Source organism: Pseudomonas agarici, from assembly GCF_001543125.1.
In the GTDB taxonomy this organism is placed as follows: domain Bacteria; phylum Pseudomonadota; class Gammaproteobacteria; order Pseudomonadales; family Pseudomonadaceae; genus Aquipseudomonas; species Aquipseudomonas agarici.
The window spans coordinates 4,192,677-4,208,961 of record NZ_CP014135.1 but is presented as its reverse complement, the minus strand read 5'-3'; the positions used below and the strand labels follow the sequence as shown (position 1 = coordinate 4,208,961).

Below are 16,285 nucleotides of genomic sequence, written 5' to 3'. Positions count from 1 at the left end.
AAGGTTCTGCTTTTTTGCCGTGGTCACCCGATCCACCAGGTAGACCAGTCCGTGATAGTCGATCCCGCCATGCTGGCTGAGGCCGATTTCGCAGGTGCGGCTGGTGGAGATGCCTTCCGCGCAATATTGCACGGCGTCCTTCAAGGTCCGTAGCGAGTGGGCATTCAGTTCCGGGGTGGTGAAGCCTTTGTCGCCGGCAAATCCGCAGCAGTGGATACCTTCGGGGATCACCACGTTGTGGCTGCAGCGTCGCGCCAGGTCGATCAGTGCCTGGCTTTCCCCCAGGTGCTGGGTGCTGCAGGTCACGTGGACGGCAATCGGTGTGTCCTGGGGGGTGAAGGTTAGTTTGTCCACCAGGTGTGTGCGAATGAAACGTACCGGGTCGTAGAGGTCGAGGCGGCTGTCGCTCAGGTCCTGGACCAGGCGCAAGGTGCATGGGCTGGTATCGCAGTAGATCGGGTCGAGGCCGCCGCGGCTGGCATGGAGCAAGGCGCCGATCAGTTCCTGGCGCTTGCGCTCGGCCTGTTCGGCGTAGCCCTTGGATGCGAAGGGCTGGCCACAGCACAGCTGTTCGGTATTGTCTGGAAGCACCACTTGGTAGCCGGCCTTTTCCAACAGGCCGCAGGTCTTGTCGAACAGTGACATTTGTTCTTTGTCACCTGCCGCCGGGCCCATCACCCGTGAGACGCAGGCGGCCAAATAGACCACTCGTGACCGCTGGTCATCGAGCGCCGGACTAAAACGCACCGCCCGCTCCGGTTGCGGCAGGGCGGTGCTCCACTGTGGAACACGCCCGTTGGACAGGCGCGTCAGGCTCGATGAGAGCCTGCTCAGGCGCGGCGCTCCGAGCAGCATGCGGGCGCCATTGGCGACATGCAAGGTGAGGCGGGCGCCCTGTAATGTGGTGGCGAAGTGTGTTGCCAGCCAGTTGGCGGCTGTCACATGGGTTGCTTGGTGGCCGCGCAGTTTTTTCATCAACTCGCCGGTATCGATGCCCACCGGGCAGCGTTGCGCACACAGGCCGGTGGCGGCGCAGGTGTCGATGCCCTGGTATTGATAGGCGGCCTCGAGTTCCGAGGTGTCGATGCCGGCGCGTTTCTTCGCCTGGATATCACGCCAGATCACGATGCGCTGGCGAGGGCTCAGGGTCAGTCCTTTCGACGGGCACACCGGTTCGCAGAAGCCGCATTCGATGCACTTGTCGATGATTTCGTCGGCGGCGGGCAACGGTTTGAGGTGCTTGAGGTGAATCCGTGGGTCGTCGCTGAGTATCACGTCCGGGTTGAGAATGCCTTGGGGGTCGAGCAGGTGTTTGATGGCCCACATCAGTTGGTAGGCGTCGCTGCCCCATTCCAGTTCGACAAAGGGCGCCATGTTGCGACCGGTGCCGTGTTCGGCCTTGAGCGAGCCGCCGAACTCCACGGCTACCAACTGCGCGACGTCGTCCATGAACGCCTGATAGCGGGCGACTTCCGCTGGGCTGTTGAAACCCTGGGTGAAGACAAAGTGCAGGTTGCCTTCCAGGGCGTGGCCGAACAGGATCGCTTCGTCGTAATGGTGCTTGTCGAACAGCTCGATCAGGCGGTTGACGCCGATGGCCAGTTGTTCGACGGGGAAGGTCACGTCTTCGATGATTACCGTGGTGCCAGTTTCGCGCACGGCGCCGACCGCCGGGAAGGTGCCCTTGCGGATGGCCCAGAGCCGGGCGTTTTCCACCGGGTCCGCGGTGAAGTCGACCTGCTTCTCCACTGGGAACGGCGCCAGTGAGGTCATGATCCGTGCCAGTTGCTCCTGCAATAGCGACGAGGAGGCAGCGCGGGATTCGATCAACAGCGCGCAGGCATTGCTCGACAGTTCTTGGACAAAAGCCGGCATTCCGGGCTGGCCCTGCACTGAGCGCAGGCTGCTGCGGTCGAGCAGTTCGACAGCGGACACCGGCTGGTTCTTCAGCACGGTAACGGCGGTGCAACAGGTTTCCACATCGGGGAAGACGATCAATGCCGACGCTTTGTTCGGGTGGTCGATTACTGTGTCGTAGGTCACCGCGCTGATAAAGCCCAGAGTTCCCTCGGAACCGACCAGTAAATGGCTGAGGATATCCAGCGGCTCGTCGAAATCCACCAGGGCGTTGAGGGACAGGCCGGTGGTGTTCTTCAGGCGGTATTTGTGACGGATCTTCGCGGCCAGTTCGGTGTTGGCGCGGGTTTCCCGAGCGAGGTCATCCAACTGTCTGAGCAGTGGGCCGTGGCTCTGGCGAAAGGCGACGAGGCTGGCCGGATCCTCGGTGTCCAGGCGGCTGCCGTCAGCCAGCACCAGGCGAATTCCCGCGAGGGTGTGATAGGTGTTCTGCGCGGTGCCACAGCACATGCCACTGGAGTTGTTGGCGACAATGCCGCCGATCTTGCAGGCATTTATCGAGGCGGGGTCCGGGCCGATTTTGCGGCCAAAAGGGGCCAGCCAGGCATTGGCCTGTGCGCCGATGACGCCCGGTTGCAAGCGGATTTGACGGCCCTGGTCGCGTATTTCCCGGCCATTCCAGTTGTCGCCGAGGACGATCAGCACCGAGTCGCTGCTGGCCTGGCCCGACAGGCTGGTGCCGGCGGCGCGGAACGTCACCGGCACCTGGTCGCGGTGGGCCAGCTTGAGCAGTTCGACTACTTCATCTTCGGATTCGACCCGGATCACCAGCTTGGGGATCAAGCGGTAGAAGCTGGCATCGGTACCGAAGGCCAGGGTCGAGAGTGCATCCTCGAAGCGGCGCTCGCGGGGAATCAGTTGTTTCACTGAGTAGAGGAACGGGGCGGGCAGGTTCATGCAAACTCCTCACGGGTTGGTGGCATCTGGTGCGCCATGTGCCCCGTTCAATCAGCCGGTGATTCGGGTGGGCACGAGGTTCAGGCGCCCAGTTCGCGGACCAGCAAATCGCGGTTGATCGCGCCGATGGACTTGGCGCCGGTGAGCACCATGGCCACGCGCATTTCTTTTTCGAACAGATCCAGCAGGTTCTTCACGCCGGCTTCGCCCGCGACGGCCAGGGCGTAGAGGAAGGCACGACCGATCAGGACGGTGTCCGCGCCGAGGGCGATCATGCGCAGCACGTCCAGGCCGCTGCGGATGCCTGAGTCGGCAAGGATCTTCAGGTCGCCTTTGACGGCGTCGGCAATCGCCGGCAAGGCGCGGGCGCTGGACAGCACGCCGTCGAGCTGACGGCCACCATGATTGGAGACCACGATGCCGTCGGCGCCGAACTTCACTGCGTCCTTGGCATCCTGCGGATCGAGAATGCCTTTGATGATCATCGGGCCGTCCCAGAATTCGCGGATCCACTCCAGGTCCTTCCAGGAAATCGACGGATCGAAGTTGGCGCCGAGCCAGCCGATGTAGTCGGCCAGGCCCGTCGGGTTGCCACGGTATCTGGAGATATTACCCAGATCATGGGGCTTGCCCAGCAAGCCGACGTCCCAGGCCCACCGAGGATGGGTCATGGCTTGCCAGGCACGCCGCAGTGGCGCGTTCGGGCCGCTCATCGCGGCGTGTGCGTCACGGTAACGGGCGCCCGGTACGGGCATGTCCACGGTAAAGACCAAGGTAGTAACGCCCGCTGCCTTGGCGCGTTCCAGTGCGTTGCGCATGAAGCCGCGATCCTTCAGTACGTACAGCTGGAACCACATGGGCCGGTCAATGGTCGGGGCTACTTCCTCGATCGGACAGACCGACACGGTCGACAGTGTAAAGGGAATGCCCTTGGCCGCCGCCGCGCGCGCAGCCTGGACCTCACCGCGACGGGCATACATGCCGGCCAGGCCAACCGGTGCCAGCGCCACGGGCATGCTCAGGGTTTCGTCGAACAGGCGGGTTTCCAGGCTCAGTTCAGACATGTCCCTCAGTACGCGCTGACGCAGGACGATGTCGGCCAGATCCTCGACGTTATGGCGCAGGGTGTGTTCGGCGTAGGCCCCGCCGTCGGCATAGTGGAACAGGAACGGCGGCAGCTTGCGTTGGGCGGCGGCACGGTAATCGGTAGCGGCGGAAATGATCATGGGAGCTCGCAACGTTGGGTGAAAAAGCAGTTGCCGGGGTGTCGACAGCCCTGACATGTGTCACTTTGGTGCACCAGCATGCCGGTGAAGACGTAGGCTTGGGCGAGGGTGATGCTGCCTGCGACATGACCCTTGAGGCGAAATACCCCCAGGACGAGGGAGAAACACGATGGGAATAACGACAGCGACAGCAGATAGGCCGAGGTTGCCGAGAGGACTATAGAGCTGTTGCCAGGTTTGCATATGGAGTGGCCCTTAATGGTTCCTGGTAGGCGCTGATCAGCGAATGTAAATTGGTATTACCAATTTACATTCGCTGTGAGCTAGGTTAAAAGCCCTATTAGGCGCGTGTCAATTTGCCGTGCTGAAGCTTTCGTCGGCGAGGCGCAGGAAGGGGCTGGGTGGGTGTTTTTTTGCGCTGTCCGCTAGGGGCCGGTGCGGCCTCAATAGACCAGAATAAGGGCCTCCGCCAAGGGTTTGGGGCTGTGAGGAGTCAGTAATGGGGTTTGATCAGGTTCGTCAGCGCCGTTTGTCTGACGATATTGTCGAGCAGCTTGAGCGGATGATCCTCGAGGGCGCGTTGAAGGCCGGTGAGCGTCTGCCGGCCGAGCGTGCGTTGGCCGAGCAGTTCGGCGTCTCGCGCCCTTCGTTGCGCGAGGCGATCCAGAAGCTGGTGGTCAAGGGCTTGCTGGTCAGTCGCCAGGGTGGTGGCAATTATGTGGTGGAGACGCTGGGTTCTACCTTCAGCGACCCGCTGCTGCATTTGCTGGAAACTAATCCGGAGGTCCAACGCGATCTGCTCGAATTTCGCCATACCCTGGAGGCGTCTTGCGCCTACTACGCGGCATTGCGGGCGACCGAGGCGGATCGAGAGCAGTTGCAGATTGCGTTCGAGCTATTGCAGAGCTGCTATTGCCGCGAGGGAGAAGTGAGTCGAGCGGAGGAAGGCGAAGCTGACGCGAACTTCCACCTGGCAATTGCCGAAGCCAGCCACAATGCGGTGCTGCTACACACGATTCGCGGGTTGTTCGATTTGCTCAAGCGTCACGTGGTGATCAATATCGGCGGCATGTATAAACAGCGCACCGAAACCCGCGATAGGTTGATCAGTCAGCATCGGGAACTGTATCTGGCGATTGTCGAAGGTCGGGCGGAACAGGCTCGTGAAATCTCCAGTCGACATATCCTGTATGTGCAGGAAGTGCTGGAAGAGGTGCGTCAGGAGGCGCAGCGGGTGGCGCGAGCGAAGCGGCGCAAGGGAATTTGACGAGGTCGAGGGGCGAGCCCCTCGACATGCCAGGCCACCCCTTTTGTGGTGGCGCAGGGGCTCAGTCGTCCTTACCTTTATTGCGCACCGCGCGCTGCAGTTCGCGACTGGCATCGCGCTCGCGTTCGGTATCACGCTTGTCGTATTCCTTCTTGCCCTTGCCCAGGGCAATCTCGCACTTGACCAAATGCTTGCTCCAATACAAAGAGAGGCAGACGCAGGCGTAACCTTTCTGTTGCACGGAAGCGAAGATCTTCTCCAGCTCGCGCTGGTTGAGCAGCAGCTTGCGCGTGCGCGTCGGGTCGGCGATGACGTGGGTGCTCGCGGTGGTCAGCGGCGTGAAATGGCTACCGAACAGCCAGGCCTCACCGTCCTTGAGCAAGACATAACTGTCGACCAGTTGCGCCTTGCCTGCCCGCAAACTCTTTACTTCCCAGCCGGCCAGGACCAGGCCAGCCTCGAACCGTTGTTCGACGAAGTAATCGTGGCGCGCCTTTTTATTTTGCGCGATGGTCCCCGTGGGGTGTTTCTTCTGTTTAGCCATAGGGGCGGCATTATAGGGGGTTGCGCGTCAGTCGGCTACGGTGAAGCTGCGTGCTTGAGCGCGTAGGATGAATCCCGGACAATGCGCTCACTTTTGTTTGCCGCCCAGCTGTGGAATCAACGCTGACATGACGACCCATATTCAACGTTCGGCCCTACTGCCTTATCCGGCACAGGCGCTTTATGACCTGGTGAACGACGTCGCGCGTTACCCGGAATTTCTACCGTGGTGCTCGACGGCCCAGGTGCTGGAAAGCTCCGACGTGCACATGCGCGCCACACTGGGGGTCGCCAAGGGCGGTTTGAGCCAGCAGTTCGTCACCCGCAATACGCTGGTGCCGGGGCGGTCGATTGAGATGAATCTGGAGGAGGGGCCGTTCACCCAATTGCATGGTGTCTGGGTGTTCAAGCCGCTAGGGGAAAAGGCCTGTAAGATCAGCCTGGATCTGACCTTCGATTATGCCGGGCCTATCGTGCGGGCGACCCTTGGGCCGCTATTCAACCAGGCGGCCAATACTCTGGTGGATGCTTTCTGTCAGCGAGCCAAAGAGTTCCATGGCTGACTCCTGGGTTTCGATAGAGGTGGTATACGCCGAGGTCGGGCGTCAGTGTCTGTTGGCGATTTCGGTCCCCGTGGATACAACGCTGCGTGGTGCTGTCGAGTTGTCGAAAATGGCGCAGCAGTTCCCTGGGATTGATCTGTCGAGTTGCCCACTGGGGATCTTCGGTAAAGTAGTCGGTGATCCCGACGTTCGGATCGTGAGGGAAGGCGACCGTATCGAGATCTATCGACCCTTGTTGGCTGACCCGAAAGAAGCGCGGCGCCTGCGAGCGGAAAAAGCAGCCAGGAGCAGGGCCTAGTGGCCTGTATGGTGAGTTCTATGAGTCCATTTCGGCGCCATAAATCCCTGGCCTGCGTTGCTGTTCCTCGCCATAGCCCGGCTATGACTCGTCACAGCGCCTTGGCCATGGGCTTATGGCATTCGACCTTGAGCTAACGAACTCACCGTACAGGCCACTAGAAGCTCACTGGTGCATGGATAATAGAAAGCCCGCCATTCCGGGCTTTCTATTGTGTCGGTTTATTACCGTGGCGACGTATCCAGTGGTTCCGGGGTTGGAACCGGCACGGTTTTTACGCCGTCGACATCTTTCTGGATCTGCTCAAGCAATGAGCCTGGTTTGGCCGGCTTCTCTTCCTTTGGCTTTTCGGCGTTCTGGTTGGGCGCATCGACGGTGGTGCCGCTGTCCTTGCCGAGAATGGCTTCGTCGCGACTCATGCCGGGCATGAAGTCGCCGGACAGGCTGGCCAGTTGGTCATTGTCGTTGAAAATCAGACTGACCCGTTCCTGTTGGCGTTCACCGCCACCAGGTTGCAGGCTATACAGGTAATCCCAGCGATTGGCGTGGAAGGTATCGGTCAGCAGGGGGTTGCCCATGATAAACCTTACTTGATTGCGGGTCATTCCCGGACGTAACTGGTCTATCATGTCCTGCGTGACGACATTGCCTTGCTGGATGTCGATTTTGTAAACCCCAGGGAATGAACAACCGGCGAGTGCGAGCAGTCCCACTAAGGTAAAGCTGGTTAGCAAGAGCTTGGTGTTTTGCATCGGTGGGCGACTTCCACTATCTTGGCTGGGACAACGTAAACCCCGATCATACCTGTATTAAGAGATGCTGCGAAGCAGCGTCGCGAGAAAGCTGACCATGGTTGAAAATAGCGAACTACGTAAAGCCGGCCTGAAGGTGACTCTACCGCGGGTCAAGATTCTGCAAATGCTCGACTCCGCCGAGCAGCGTCACATGAGCGCCGAGGACGTCTACAAGGCGCTGATGGAGGCTGGCGAGGACGTTGGTCTGGCCACGGTCTACCGTGTTCTGACCCAATTCGAAGCGGCTGGGCTGGTGGTTCGCCATAACTTCGATGGCGGTCACGCGGTATTCGAACTGGACGACGGCAAGCATCACGACCATATGGTCAACGTCGAGACCAGTGAGGTGATCGAATTTTTCGACGAAGAAATCGAGCGACTTCAGAAGGCAATCGTCGAAAAGTATGGCTTCGAGATGGTTGATCACAATCTTGTGCTGTACGTGCGCAAGAAAAAGTAAGCATATCGTGCGAGCTTAAGATTCGCGAAACGAGCAAAGGCGACCCAAGGGTCGCCTTCGTGTTTTTTGCCGCTCCTAGATTTTTGCGGTGATGACCATCTTTTTTGCGTGAGCCAGGGATTCCTTGGTCAGGTCGATGCCTCCGAGCATGCGTGCGACTTCCTCGATCCGTTCGGCCTTGCTCAGCTTCGAGACCGCCGTGCGGGTGGCGTCGCTGCCGCGCATTTTGTGCACGAATAGGTGGTGGTGCCCTTGCGCCGCCACTTGTGGCAGATGGGTGACCGTCAGCACTTGTCCGCGTTCACCGAGGCGGCGCAGCAGTTGGCCGACAATTTCCGCCGTCGGGCCGCCGATGCCCACGTCCACTTCGTCGAATACCAGGGTTGGGATGCGCGAGGTCTGCGCGGTAATCACTTGGATGGCCAGGCTGATCCGCGACAGTTCGCCACCCGATGCCACCTTGGCCAGGGCTTTGAGGGGTTGGCCGGGGTTGGCGCTGACCAGCAGCTCGACCTGTTCCAGCCCATAAGGTAATGGCTCGCTGCTGGCGTTGGCGTGCAGTTCGATGCTGAAGCGCCCGCCGGGCATGCCCAGGCGCTGGATTTCCTGCTCGACGGCACCGGCCAGGCCGGTAGCGGCTTGGCGGCGCAGGTCGCTGAGTTCCTGGGCGCGCTCCTGATAATGCCGAGTGTAGGCGGCCAACTCCTCGCCGAGGCGCTCAATGGCTTCGTCGTTGGCATTCAGAGTCTCGACCTCATCCAGCAATTTCTGCTGGAGGGTGGCGACTTCGGTGGGCTGAATACGGTGCTTACGGGCAAGGGTGTAGATCGCATCCAGTCGTTCTTCGAGCTGTTGTAGGCGTGCCGGATCGGCATCGAAATGGTCGAGGAAGCGGTTCAATTCGCCGACGGCTTCCTCAACCTGGATCTGCGCGCTGGCCAGCAGGTTGGTGGCTTCACCGAGTGCGCCGGTGCCGTTGCTGACACTGCTTAGGCGATTGAGGCTGGAGGACAGGGCATTGAGTATGTTGCCAGAGTCGCTTTCGCTGCACTGCTCGACCACTTGCCGGCAAATGCCGAGCAGGGTTTCAGCATTGGTCAGGTGTTTGTGTTCCTGCTCCAGGTCCTCCAGCTCGTTTTCGCCCAGACCCAGATTTTCCAGCTCTTCGAGCTGATAGCTGAGCAGTTGGTGGCGGGCCCGTTGTTCATCACCGGAATTGGAGAGGCGCTCCAGCTCATGGCGGGTCTGGCGCCAACGCTGGGCCGCGAGCTGTACCTGGCGAGCGAGATCGGTTGCTCCGGCATATTCGTCGAGGAGGCGACGATGAGTGTCGGTCTTCAGCAAGGATTGGTGTTCGTGCTGGCTATGGATGTCGATCAGCAACTCGCCCAGGGCCTTGAGATCTCCCTGGGGGCAGGGCGAGCCATTGATATAACCCCGCGAACGGCCTTCGGTGGTGATCACCCGACGCAGGATGCAGGGGCCGTCATGGTCCAGGTCGCGTTCGGCCAGCCAGCTACGGGCTTCTGGAATGTCCTCCAGGTCGAAGGTGGCGAGAATGTCGGCCTTGTCCGCACCGGGGCGCACCACGCCGCTGTCGGCGCGATCGCCCAGGGTCAGCCCGAGTGCGTCGAGCATGATCGACTTGCCAGCGCCGGTTTCGCCCGTGATGACGCTCATCCCGCGATCCAATTCCAGATCGAGATGCTCAACGATTGCATAGTTATGTACGGACAGGTGCACCAGCATGAAGGCCGCTCCCAGGCTTTATGTCTGGTTATTTATACAGTGTTTTGATTTCGACTGACAATGCCTGGACTTAGCTCGATTTGCTTGAATAACTGTTTTTTTTAGCGCTAAGGGGAATGTACCGCTCGCTCCGTGGTATGCATTGGAGCCCTTGAACCTGGAAAATGCGGCCCCATATACGTGGGCAGAAGCGCGGGCCCGGCTCGCGGACGATATTGAAAGGAGGTTTTTTATGGCTGACGAACAGAATCTGGATTCGCAAAATCAAGAGGCCAACCAGGCTGCCGAGGTTTCGAGCGACGACCTGGCAACTCGCGTGCAGGTGCTTGAAGAGCAATTGGCTGCCGCGAATGACCAAGCGCTGCGCGTCGCGGCCGACCTGCAGAACATCCGCCGCCGTGCCGAGCAGGATGTCGAGAAGGCGCACAAGTTTGCGCTGGAGAAGTTCGCTGGCGACCTGCTGCCGATCATCGACAGCCTGGAGCGTGGCTTGGAGCTGTCTAACCCGGACGATGAAAGCATTCGTCCGATGCGCGAAGGCATCGAGCTGACCCTGAAGATGTTCCACGACACGCTCAAGCGTTATCAGCTGGAAGCCATCGACCCGCACGGCGAACCGTTCAACGCCTCGCTGCACCAGGCCATGGCCATGCAGGAGAGCGCCGACGTCGAGCCCAACAGCGTCCTGAAAGTATTCCAGAAAGGTTACCAGCTCAATGGTCGCCTGCTGCGCCCAGCGATGGTCGTGGTGAGCAAGGCCGTTGCACCGGTTTCGCCGACGATTGACGAGCAGGCTTGAAATCGGTCGCAAGGCCCCCATTTGTAAGTCAAGCGTTTAAGTGCTACCGCAGTTGGCGATAACCGCTGCGGCAAAAAAATCAAAATTTCGGGAGAGTGAAATGGGCAAAATTATCGGTATCGACCTGGGGACCACCAACTCGTGTGTCTCGGTCATGGAAAACGGCCAGCCAAAAGTCATTGAGAACGCCGAAGGCGCGCGTACCACGCCTTCGATCATTGCATACGCCAACGACGGCGAAATCCTGGTCGGCCAGTCGGCTAAGCGCCAGGCCGTGACCAACCCGCACAACACCCTGTACGCGGTGAAGCGTCTGATCGGTCGCCGCTTCGAAGAGGATGTCGTCCAAAAGGACATCCAGATGGTCCCTTACAAGATCGCCAAGGCCGACAACGGTGACGCCTGGGTTGAAGTAAGTGGCCAGAAAATGGCTCCGCCACAGATTTCGGCCGAAGTGCTGAAGAAGATGAAGAAAACCGCCGAAGACTACCTCGGCGAGCCTGTGACCGAGGCGGTAATCACCGTTCCGGCCTACTTCAACGACAGCCAGCGCCAGGCGACCAAGGACGCCGGACGCATCGCCGGTCTTGACGTAAAGCGCATCATCAACGAACCGACCGCGGCCGCCTTGGCCTACGGCATGGACAAGGCCCGTGGCGATCACACAGTGATCGTTTATGACCTGGGTGGCGGTACCTTCGACGTTTCCGTGATCGAAATCGCCGAAGTCGATGGCGAGCATCAGTTCGAAGTACTGGCGACCAACGGTGACACCTTCCTCGGTGGCGAAGACTTCGACATCCGTCTGATCGACTACCTGGTGGACGAATTCAAGAAAGAAAGCGGCATGAACCTCAAGGGTGACCCGCTGGCGATGCAGCGTCTGAAAGAAGCTGCCGAAAAAGCCAAGATCGAGCTGTCGTCGAGCCAGTCGACTGATGTTAACTTGCCGTATATCACCGCAGATGCTACGGGTCCGAAGCACCTGAACGTGAAGATTTCCCGCGCCAAGCTGGAATCGCTGGTCGAAGACCTGGTTCAGCGCACCATCGAGCCTTGCCGTATCGCCTTGAAAGATGCCGGCATCGATGTCGGTTCGATCAACGATGTGATTCTGGTTGGCGGCCAGACTCGTATGCCAATGGTGCAGAAGACCGTTGCCGACTTCTTCGGCAAGGAAGCACGCAAGGATGTCAACCCGGACGAGGCCGTTGCCGTGGGCGCCGCCATTCAGGGCGCGGTACTGGCCGGTGATGTCAAGGACGTCCTGTTGCTCGACGTCAGCCCGCTGACCCTGGGTATTGAAACCATGGGTGGCGTGATGACCGCGCTGATCGAGAAAAACACCACGATTCCTACCAAGAAATCGCAAGTGTTCTCGACGGCCGACGATAACCAGGGCGCCGTGACCATCCATGTGCTGCAAGGTGAGCGTAAGCAAGCGGCGCAGAACAAATCCCTGGGCAAGTTCGACTTGGCCGAGATTCCACCGGCTCCACGTGGCGTGCCGCAAATCGAAGTGACCTTCGACATCGATGCCAACGGTATCTTGCACGTAGGTGCCAAGGACAAAGCGACCGGCAAGACCCAGTCGATCGTGATCAAGGCCAACTCCGGCCTGTCTGACGAAGAAATTCAGCAGATGATCCGCGACGCCGAGGCGAACTCCGAAGAGGACCGTAAGTTCGAAGAGCTGGCCGCTGCCCGTAACCAGGGCGATGCACTGGTTCACTCGACTCGCAAGATGATTGCCGACGCCGGTGACAAGGTTTCCGCCGAGGAGAAGACCGCGATCGAAGCTGCCGTGGTTGCCCTGGAAGCCGCCGTCAAGGGCGACGACAAGGCTGCTATCGAAGCCAAGGTCGAGGAGCTGTCCAAGGTTTCCGCTCCGGTTGCCCAGAAGATGTACGCCGAGCAGGCCGAGAAACCTGCGGGCGGCGCGGAGCCGACCCAGGAAGAGGCTCATAAGGACGACGTCGTCGACGCTGAGTTCGAAGAAGTGAAAGATCACAAGTAAGTCTTTACCACAGGCAGCTTGTTGATCGGCCGGTTGACTGCTCTGTAGCGGTGACTGGTAGGATGTCGCCGCGCGGGGGCTTGCTCCCGCGTTGGTGTGTCTGGAATATGCAAATTTTTACAGCATGCGACGGCGGTCGGATGCTGGCGGTAGGGCCGGGAATGTTCCTGCGTTCCGGTTGAAGTTGCCGCTTCTGTCGATCGATCCTTTGGTCGTTTAACAGAGAACAGGATCGTTGAATTGACCTGAGTCGGGCCGAACCCGTGTCGGGCTCGACTGGTTCGGCATGGCTCCAGGAAGGGGCGCCGAACGTCCTCAAGAGTGCAAAGACTTATGGCAAAGCGTGACTATTATGAGGTGTTGGGGGTCGAGCGTGGCTCCAGCGAGGCAGAGCTGAAGAAGGCTTATCGGCGTCTCGCGATGAAGCATCACCCGGACCGAAACCCAGGTGACAAGGTATCGGAAGACCTGTTCAAGGAGGCCAACGAGGCCTATGAGGTGTTGTCCGATTCCAGCAAGCGCACGGCCTACGACCAGTACGGCCATGCCGGTGTCGACCCGAGCATGGGCGGCGGTGGCGCGGGCTTTGGTGGGCAGAACTTCTCCGATATCTTCGGCGATGTGTTCAGCGATTTCTTCGGGGGCAGTCGTGGTGGCTCCCGTGGTGGCGCTCAGCGCGGCAGCGACCTGCGCTATACCCTGGAGCTGAACCTGGAAGAGGCGGTTCGCGGTACTACCGTGAATATTCGTGTGCCGACGCTGGTCAACTGCAAGCCGTGCGACGGCTCCGGCGCGAAGAAGGGCTCGGCACCGACCAGTTGCCCGACCTGTGGCGGTATCGGCCAGGTGCGGATGCAGCAAGGTTTCTTCTCGGTACAGCAGACCTGCCCACGCTGTCATGGCCAGGGCAAGATCATTTCCGACCCGTGCGACGCCTGCCGCGGTCAGGGGCGTGTCGAAGAGTACAAGACCCTTTCGGTGAAAGTACCGGCGGGTGTCGATACCGGCGACCGCATTCGCTTGTCCGGAGAGGGCGAGGCGGGTGCGCAGGGTGGTCCGACGGGCGACCTGTACGTGGTGATTAATGTGCGCGAGCACGCGATCTTCCAGCGTGACGGTAAACACCTGTTCTGTGAAGTGCCGATCAGTTTCGTCGATTCGGCCTTGGGGGGTGAGTTGGAGATTCCGACTCTCGATGGTCGGGTCAAACTGAAAATTCCGGAAGGCACCCAGACCGGCAAGCAATTCCGTATTCGCGGCAAGGGTGTAGCTCCGGTGCGTGGCGGCGGCGCGGGCGACCTGATGTGTCGCGTGGCGGTCGAGACACCGGTCAACCTGAGTCGTCGCCAGCGCGAGCTGCTTGAAGAGTTTCGGGCCTCTCTGGACGGTGACAGTTCGCACTCTCCCAAGGCCAGCGGCTGGTTTGAAGGTGTGAAGCGCTTCTTTGGCGACCTGTAAGGAGCGAGTCATGCGACGTATAGCTGTGATGGGCGCCGCCGGGCGCATGGGTAGGATCCTGGTCGAGGCGGTGCAGTTGCAGGTGCCGCTTGGCGGTCTGACGGCAGCTGTGGTGCGGCCGGGCAGTTCTTTGGTCGGTGCCGATGCCGGCGAACTGGCTTCGCTGGGGCGGATCGGTGTGCCGTTGTCCGATGGGCTGGAGAAAGTGGCTGAAGAGTTCGATGTGCTGATCGACTTCACGCTGCCGGAAGTGATGCTGAAGAACCTGGCGTTCTGTCGTAAGGCCGGCAAAGCCATGGTAATCGGTACCACTGGGCTGACCGCCGAGCAGAAGCAATTGCTGGTGGAGGCGGGCAAGGACATTCCCATTGTCTTCGCCGCCAATTTCAGTGTCGGGGTCAACCTGTCGCTGAAGCTGCTTGAGCTGACCGCCCGGGTGTTGGGCAACGATGCCGATATCGAGATCATTGAAACCCATCACCGGCACAAGGTCGACTCGCCCTCGGGCACCGCCATGCGCATGGGCGAGGTCATCGCCAATACGCTGGAGCGCGATCTACAGAAAGTCGCGGTCTACGGTCGCGAGGGCCATGTCGGGGCGCGGGCGCGTGACACCATCGGCTTCGCCACCGTGCGTGGTGGCGACGTGGTCGGCGATCACACCGTGTTGTTCGCTGCCGAGGGTGAGCGGCTGGAGATCACTCACAAGGCTTCGAGCCGCATGACCTTTGCCAAGGGTGCCGTGCGTGCGGCGCTTTGGCTGGAGGGCCGTGCGGCGGGTCTGTACGACATGCAGGATGTGCTCGACCTGCATTGATGGGGGGGGCAGCGGTACTTGTGGGGTCGGTAAGCTGGCTCCACAACCTCCCCAACGTTGTGACTCCCCAGCCTCCCGTTCAGTCCGCCTGGCGACGCCCTGTCGCATTCCCTGACCTTTAAGGCTCATTAGCGGTGGACCAAAAAAGCCTTTTTCTGTAAGCTACAGCTTTAGTGTGTCCACTAAAAGCGCGCAGGATAATTCAGTGAAAGAAGCGGGGTGACGTGTCCATACGTCATTCCGCTTTTTTACAACCTGCGATCGCCCCTTCAGGCTTTATTTACGGGAGGTCTTCTTGACTAAGCCAGCCATACTCGCCCTTGCTGATGGCAGCATTTTTCGCGGCGAAGCCATTGGAGCCGACGGTCAGACCGTTGGCGAGGTGGTGTTCAACACCGCCATGACCGGCTATCAGGAAATCCTTACCGATCCTTCCTACGCCCAGCAGATCGTTACCCTGACCTATCCGCACATCGGCAATACCGGTACCACACCGGAAGATATCGAGTCTGATCGTGTCTGGTCGGCGGGTCTGGTGATTCGCGACCTGCCACTGGTCGCAAGCAACTGGCGTAACACGATGTCCTTGTCCGATTACCTGAAAGCCAATAACGTCGTGGCGATCGCCGGTATCGATACACGCCGCCTGACCCGCATCCTGCGTGAAAAAGGCTCGCAAAACGGCTGCATCATGGCCGGTGAGAATATTTCCGAAGCAGCGGCAATTGCCGCCGCGCAGGGCTTTCCCGGCCTCAAGGGCATGGACCTGGCAAAAGTCGTCAGCACCAGGGAAAAGTACGAGTGGCGCTCGACGGTCTGGGATTTGAAGACCGACAGCCACGCGACCCTCGAAGCCGTTGACCTGCCTTACCATGTCGTGGCCTACGACTACGGTATCAAGTACAACATCCTGCGCATGCTGGTAGCGCGTGGCTGTCGTGTGACCGTGGTGCCGGCGCAAACGCCTGCCAGCGACGTACTGGCCCTGCAGCCGGACGGTGTGTTCCTGTCCAACGGTCCGGGCGACCCGGAGCCTTGCGATTATGCGATCCAGGCCATCAAGGAGGTATTGGAAACCGAGGTCCCGATATTCGGTATCTGTCTGGGCCACCAACTGTTGGCCCTGGCCTCTGGCGCCAAGACCCTGAAAATGGGGCACGGCCATCACGGTGCCAACCACCCGGTGCAGGATTTGGATTCCGGTGTCGTCATGATCACCAGCCAGAACCACGGCTTTGCCGTGGATGAAGCGACGCTGCCGGGCAACGTCCGGGCGATTCACAAGTCGCTGTTCGACGGTTCCCTGCAAGGCATCGAGCGCACCGACAAGAGCGCGTTCAGCTTCCAGGGCCACCCTGAAGCAAGCCCAGGCCCGAACGACGTGGCACCGCTGTTCGACCGTTTCATCAATGAGATGGCCAAGCGACGCTGAATGAGTGGCCTGAGGACGGCCCCGAAACCGGCGGCCCCTCAGGCTCTT

Annotated in this window: 13 protein-coding genes and 2 pseudogenes; 9 read left to right on the top strand and 6 right to left on the bottom strand. The window is 60.1% G+C overall.

The window, feature by feature from the left end:
- Nucleotides 1-12 precede the first annotated feature (12 nt).
- The 3 genes and pseudogenes from AWM79_RS18535 to AWM79_RS25700 form a co-directional block, all read right to left on the bottom strand.
- Nucleotides 13-2,814: pseudogene (locus tag AWM79_RS18535) on the bottom strand (FAD-binding and (Fe-S)-binding domain-containing protein); the annotation flags it as partial.
- An 80-nt stretch (nt 2,815-2,894) separates the two neighbouring features.
- Entirely contained in the window at nt 2,895-4,040 is a 1,146-nt protein-coding gene (lldD, locus tag AWM79_RS18530) for an FMN-dependent L-lactate dehydrogenase LldD (protein ID WP_060783494.1), read from the bottom strand.
- 95 nt (nt 4,041-4,135) lie between these two features.
- Nucleotides 4,136-4,283, bottom strand: a pseudogene (locus tag AWM79_RS25700) (hypothetical protein); the annotation flags it as partial.
- A gap of 256 nt (nt 4,284-4,539) precedes the next feature.
- Here AWM79_RS25700 and AWM79_RS18525 point away from each other — a divergent pair.
- Complete coding sequence (locus AWM79_RS18525; RefSeq protein WP_017133111.1) at nt 4,540-5,307, top strand: GntR family transcriptional regulator; 768 nt, start codon at nt 4,540-4,542, stop codon at nt 5,305-5,307.
- Between the two features lie 61 nt (nt 5,308-5,368).
- On the opposite strand, the gene smpB is transcribed toward AWM79_RS18525, so the two are convergent.
- Complete coding sequence (gene smpB / locus AWM79_RS18520) at nt 5,369-5,851, bottom strand: SsrA-binding protein SmpB (protein WP_017126797.1); 483 nt, start codon at nt 5,849-5,851, stop codon at nt 5,369-5,371.
- Between the two features lie 127 nt (nt 5,852-5,978).
- Between smpB and AWM79_RS18515 the strand changes: the two genes are divergently transcribed.
- Nucleotides 5,979-6,413: a type II toxin-antitoxin system RatA family toxin gene (locus AWM79_RS18515; protein ID WP_017133110.1), complete on the top strand. Its 435-nt coding sequence runs from the start codon at nt 5,979-5,981 to the stop codon at nt 6,411-6,413.
- Nucleotides 6,406-6,711, top strand: a complete 306-nt coding sequence (locus tag AWM79_RS18510; protein WP_017133109.1) for an RnfH family protein — start codon at nt 6,406-6,408, stop codon at nt 6,709-6,711. Before AWM79_RS18515 ends, AWM79_RS18510 begins: the two co-directional genes overlap by 8 nt.
- A 224-nt stretch (nt 6,712-6,935) precedes the next feature.
- Here the strand turns inward: AWM79_RS18510 and AWM79_RS18505 are convergent, their stop codons facing one another.
- Nucleotides 6,936-7,463, bottom strand: coding sequence for an outer membrane protein assembly factor BamE (locus tag AWM79_RS18505; protein WP_017133108.1), 528 nt, complete (start codon nt 7,461-7,463; stop codon nt 6,936-6,938).
- A 97-nt stretch (nt 7,464-7,560) separates the two neighbouring features.
- On the opposite strand from AWM79_RS18505, the gene fur reads away from it, so the two are divergent.
- On the top strand, nt 7,561-7,965 hold the full coding sequence (gene fur, locus AWM79_RS18500; RefSeq protein WP_026013299.1) for a ferric iron uptake transcriptional regulator: 405 nt from the start codon (nt 7,561-7,563) through the stop codon (nt 7,963-7,965).
- A 75-nt stretch (nt 7,966-8,040) separates the two neighbouring features.
- Here fur and recN read toward each other — a convergent pair whose 3' ends face one another.
- Entirely contained in the window at nt 8,041-9,714 is a 1,674-nt protein-coding gene (recN, locus tag AWM79_RS18495) for a DNA repair protein RecN (protein ID WP_017133106.1), read from the bottom strand.
- Nucleotides 9,715-9,946: 232 nt separating this feature from the next.
- Here recN and grpE point away from each other — a divergent pair, with 232 nt between their 5' ends.
- The 5 genes from grpE to carA all read left to right on the top strand — a co-directional run bounded on the left by grpE (nt 9,947) and on the right by carA (nt 16,237).
- Nucleotides 9,947-10,513, top strand: a complete 567-nt coding sequence (grpE, locus tag AWM79_RS18490) for a nucleotide exchange factor GrpE (protein WP_060783493.1) — start codon at nt 9,947-9,949, stop codon at nt 10,511-10,513.
- Between the two features lie 100 nt (nt 10,514-10,613).
- Nucleotides 10,614-12,530, top strand: a complete 1,917-nt coding sequence (gene dnaK, locus AWM79_RS18485) for a molecular chaperone DnaK (RefSeq protein WP_060783492.1) — start codon at nt 10,614-10,616, stop codon at nt 12,528-12,530.
- Nucleotides 12,531-12,863: 333 nt separating this feature from the next.
- A complete protein-coding gene (gene dnaJ / locus AWM79_RS18480) occupies nt 12,864-13,988 on the top strand; it encodes a molecular chaperone DnaJ (RefSeq protein WP_017133103.1) in 1,125 nt (374 codons plus the stop codon).
- 10 nt (nt 13,989-13,998) lie between these two features.
- The gene (gene dapB, locus AWM79_RS18475; RefSeq protein WP_060783491.1) at nt 13,999-14,805 is read left to right on the top strand and encodes a 4-hydroxy-tetrahydrodipicolinate reductase; all 807 of its coding nucleotides are present in this window, start codon (nt 13,999-14,001) and stop codon (nt 14,803-14,805) included.
- A gap of 295 nt (nt 14,806-15,100) precedes the next feature.
- Complete coding sequence (gene carA, locus AWM79_RS18470; protein WP_017133101.1) at nt 15,101-16,237, top strand: glutamine-hydrolyzing carbamoyl-phosphate synthase small subunit; 1,137 nt, start codon at nt 15,101-15,103, stop codon at nt 16,235-16,237.
- The last annotated feature ends 48 nt before the right edge of the window (nt 16,238-16,285 follow it).

Bases quoted from the DNA above. Each gene is read 5' to 3' on its own strand.
- lldD (WP_060783494.1), bottom strand. From the start codon at position 4,040: ATGATCATTTCCGCCGCTACCGATTACCGTGCCGCCGCCCAACGCAAG.
- AWM79_RS18525 (WP_017133111.1), top strand. From the start codon at position 4,540: ATGGGGTTTGATCAGGTTCGTCAGCGCCGTTTGTCTGACGATATTGTC.
- smpB (WP_017126797.1), bottom strand. From the start codon at position 5,851: ATGGCTAAACAGAAGAAACACCCCACGGGGACCATCGCGCAAAATAAA.
- AWM79_RS18515 (WP_017133110.1), top strand. From the start codon at position 5,979: ATGACGACCCATATTCAACGTTCGGCCCTACTGCCTTATCCGGCACAG.
- AWM79_RS18510 (WP_017133109.1), top strand. From the start codon at position 6,406: ATGGCTGACTCCTGGGTTTCGATAGAGGTGGTATACGCCGAGGTCGGG.
- AWM79_RS18505 (WP_017133108.1), bottom strand. From the start codon at position 7,463: ATGCAAAACACCAAGCTCTTGCTAACCAGCTTTACCTTAGTGGGACTG.
- fur (WP_026013299.1), top strand. From the start codon at position 7,561: ATGGTTGAAAATAGCGAACTACGTAAAGCCGGCCTGAAGGTGACTCTA.
- recN (WP_017133106.1), bottom strand. From the start codon at position 9,714: ATGCTGGTGCACCTGTCCGTACATAACTATGCAATCGTTGAGCATCTC.
- grpE (WP_060783493.1), top strand. From the start codon at position 9,947: ATGGCTGACGAACAGAATCTGGATTCGCAAAATCAAGAGGCCAACCAG.
- dnaK (WP_060783492.1), top strand. From the start codon at position 10,614: ATGGGCAAAATTATCGGTATCGACCTGGGGACCACCAACTCGTGTGTC.
- dnaJ (WP_017133103.1), top strand. From the start codon at position 12,864: ATGGCAAAGCGTGACTATTATGAGGTGTTGGGGGTCGAGCGTGGCTCC.
- dapB (WP_060783491.1), top strand. From the start codon at position 13,999: ATGCGACGTATAGCTGTGATGGGCGCCGCCGGGCGCATGGGTAGGATC.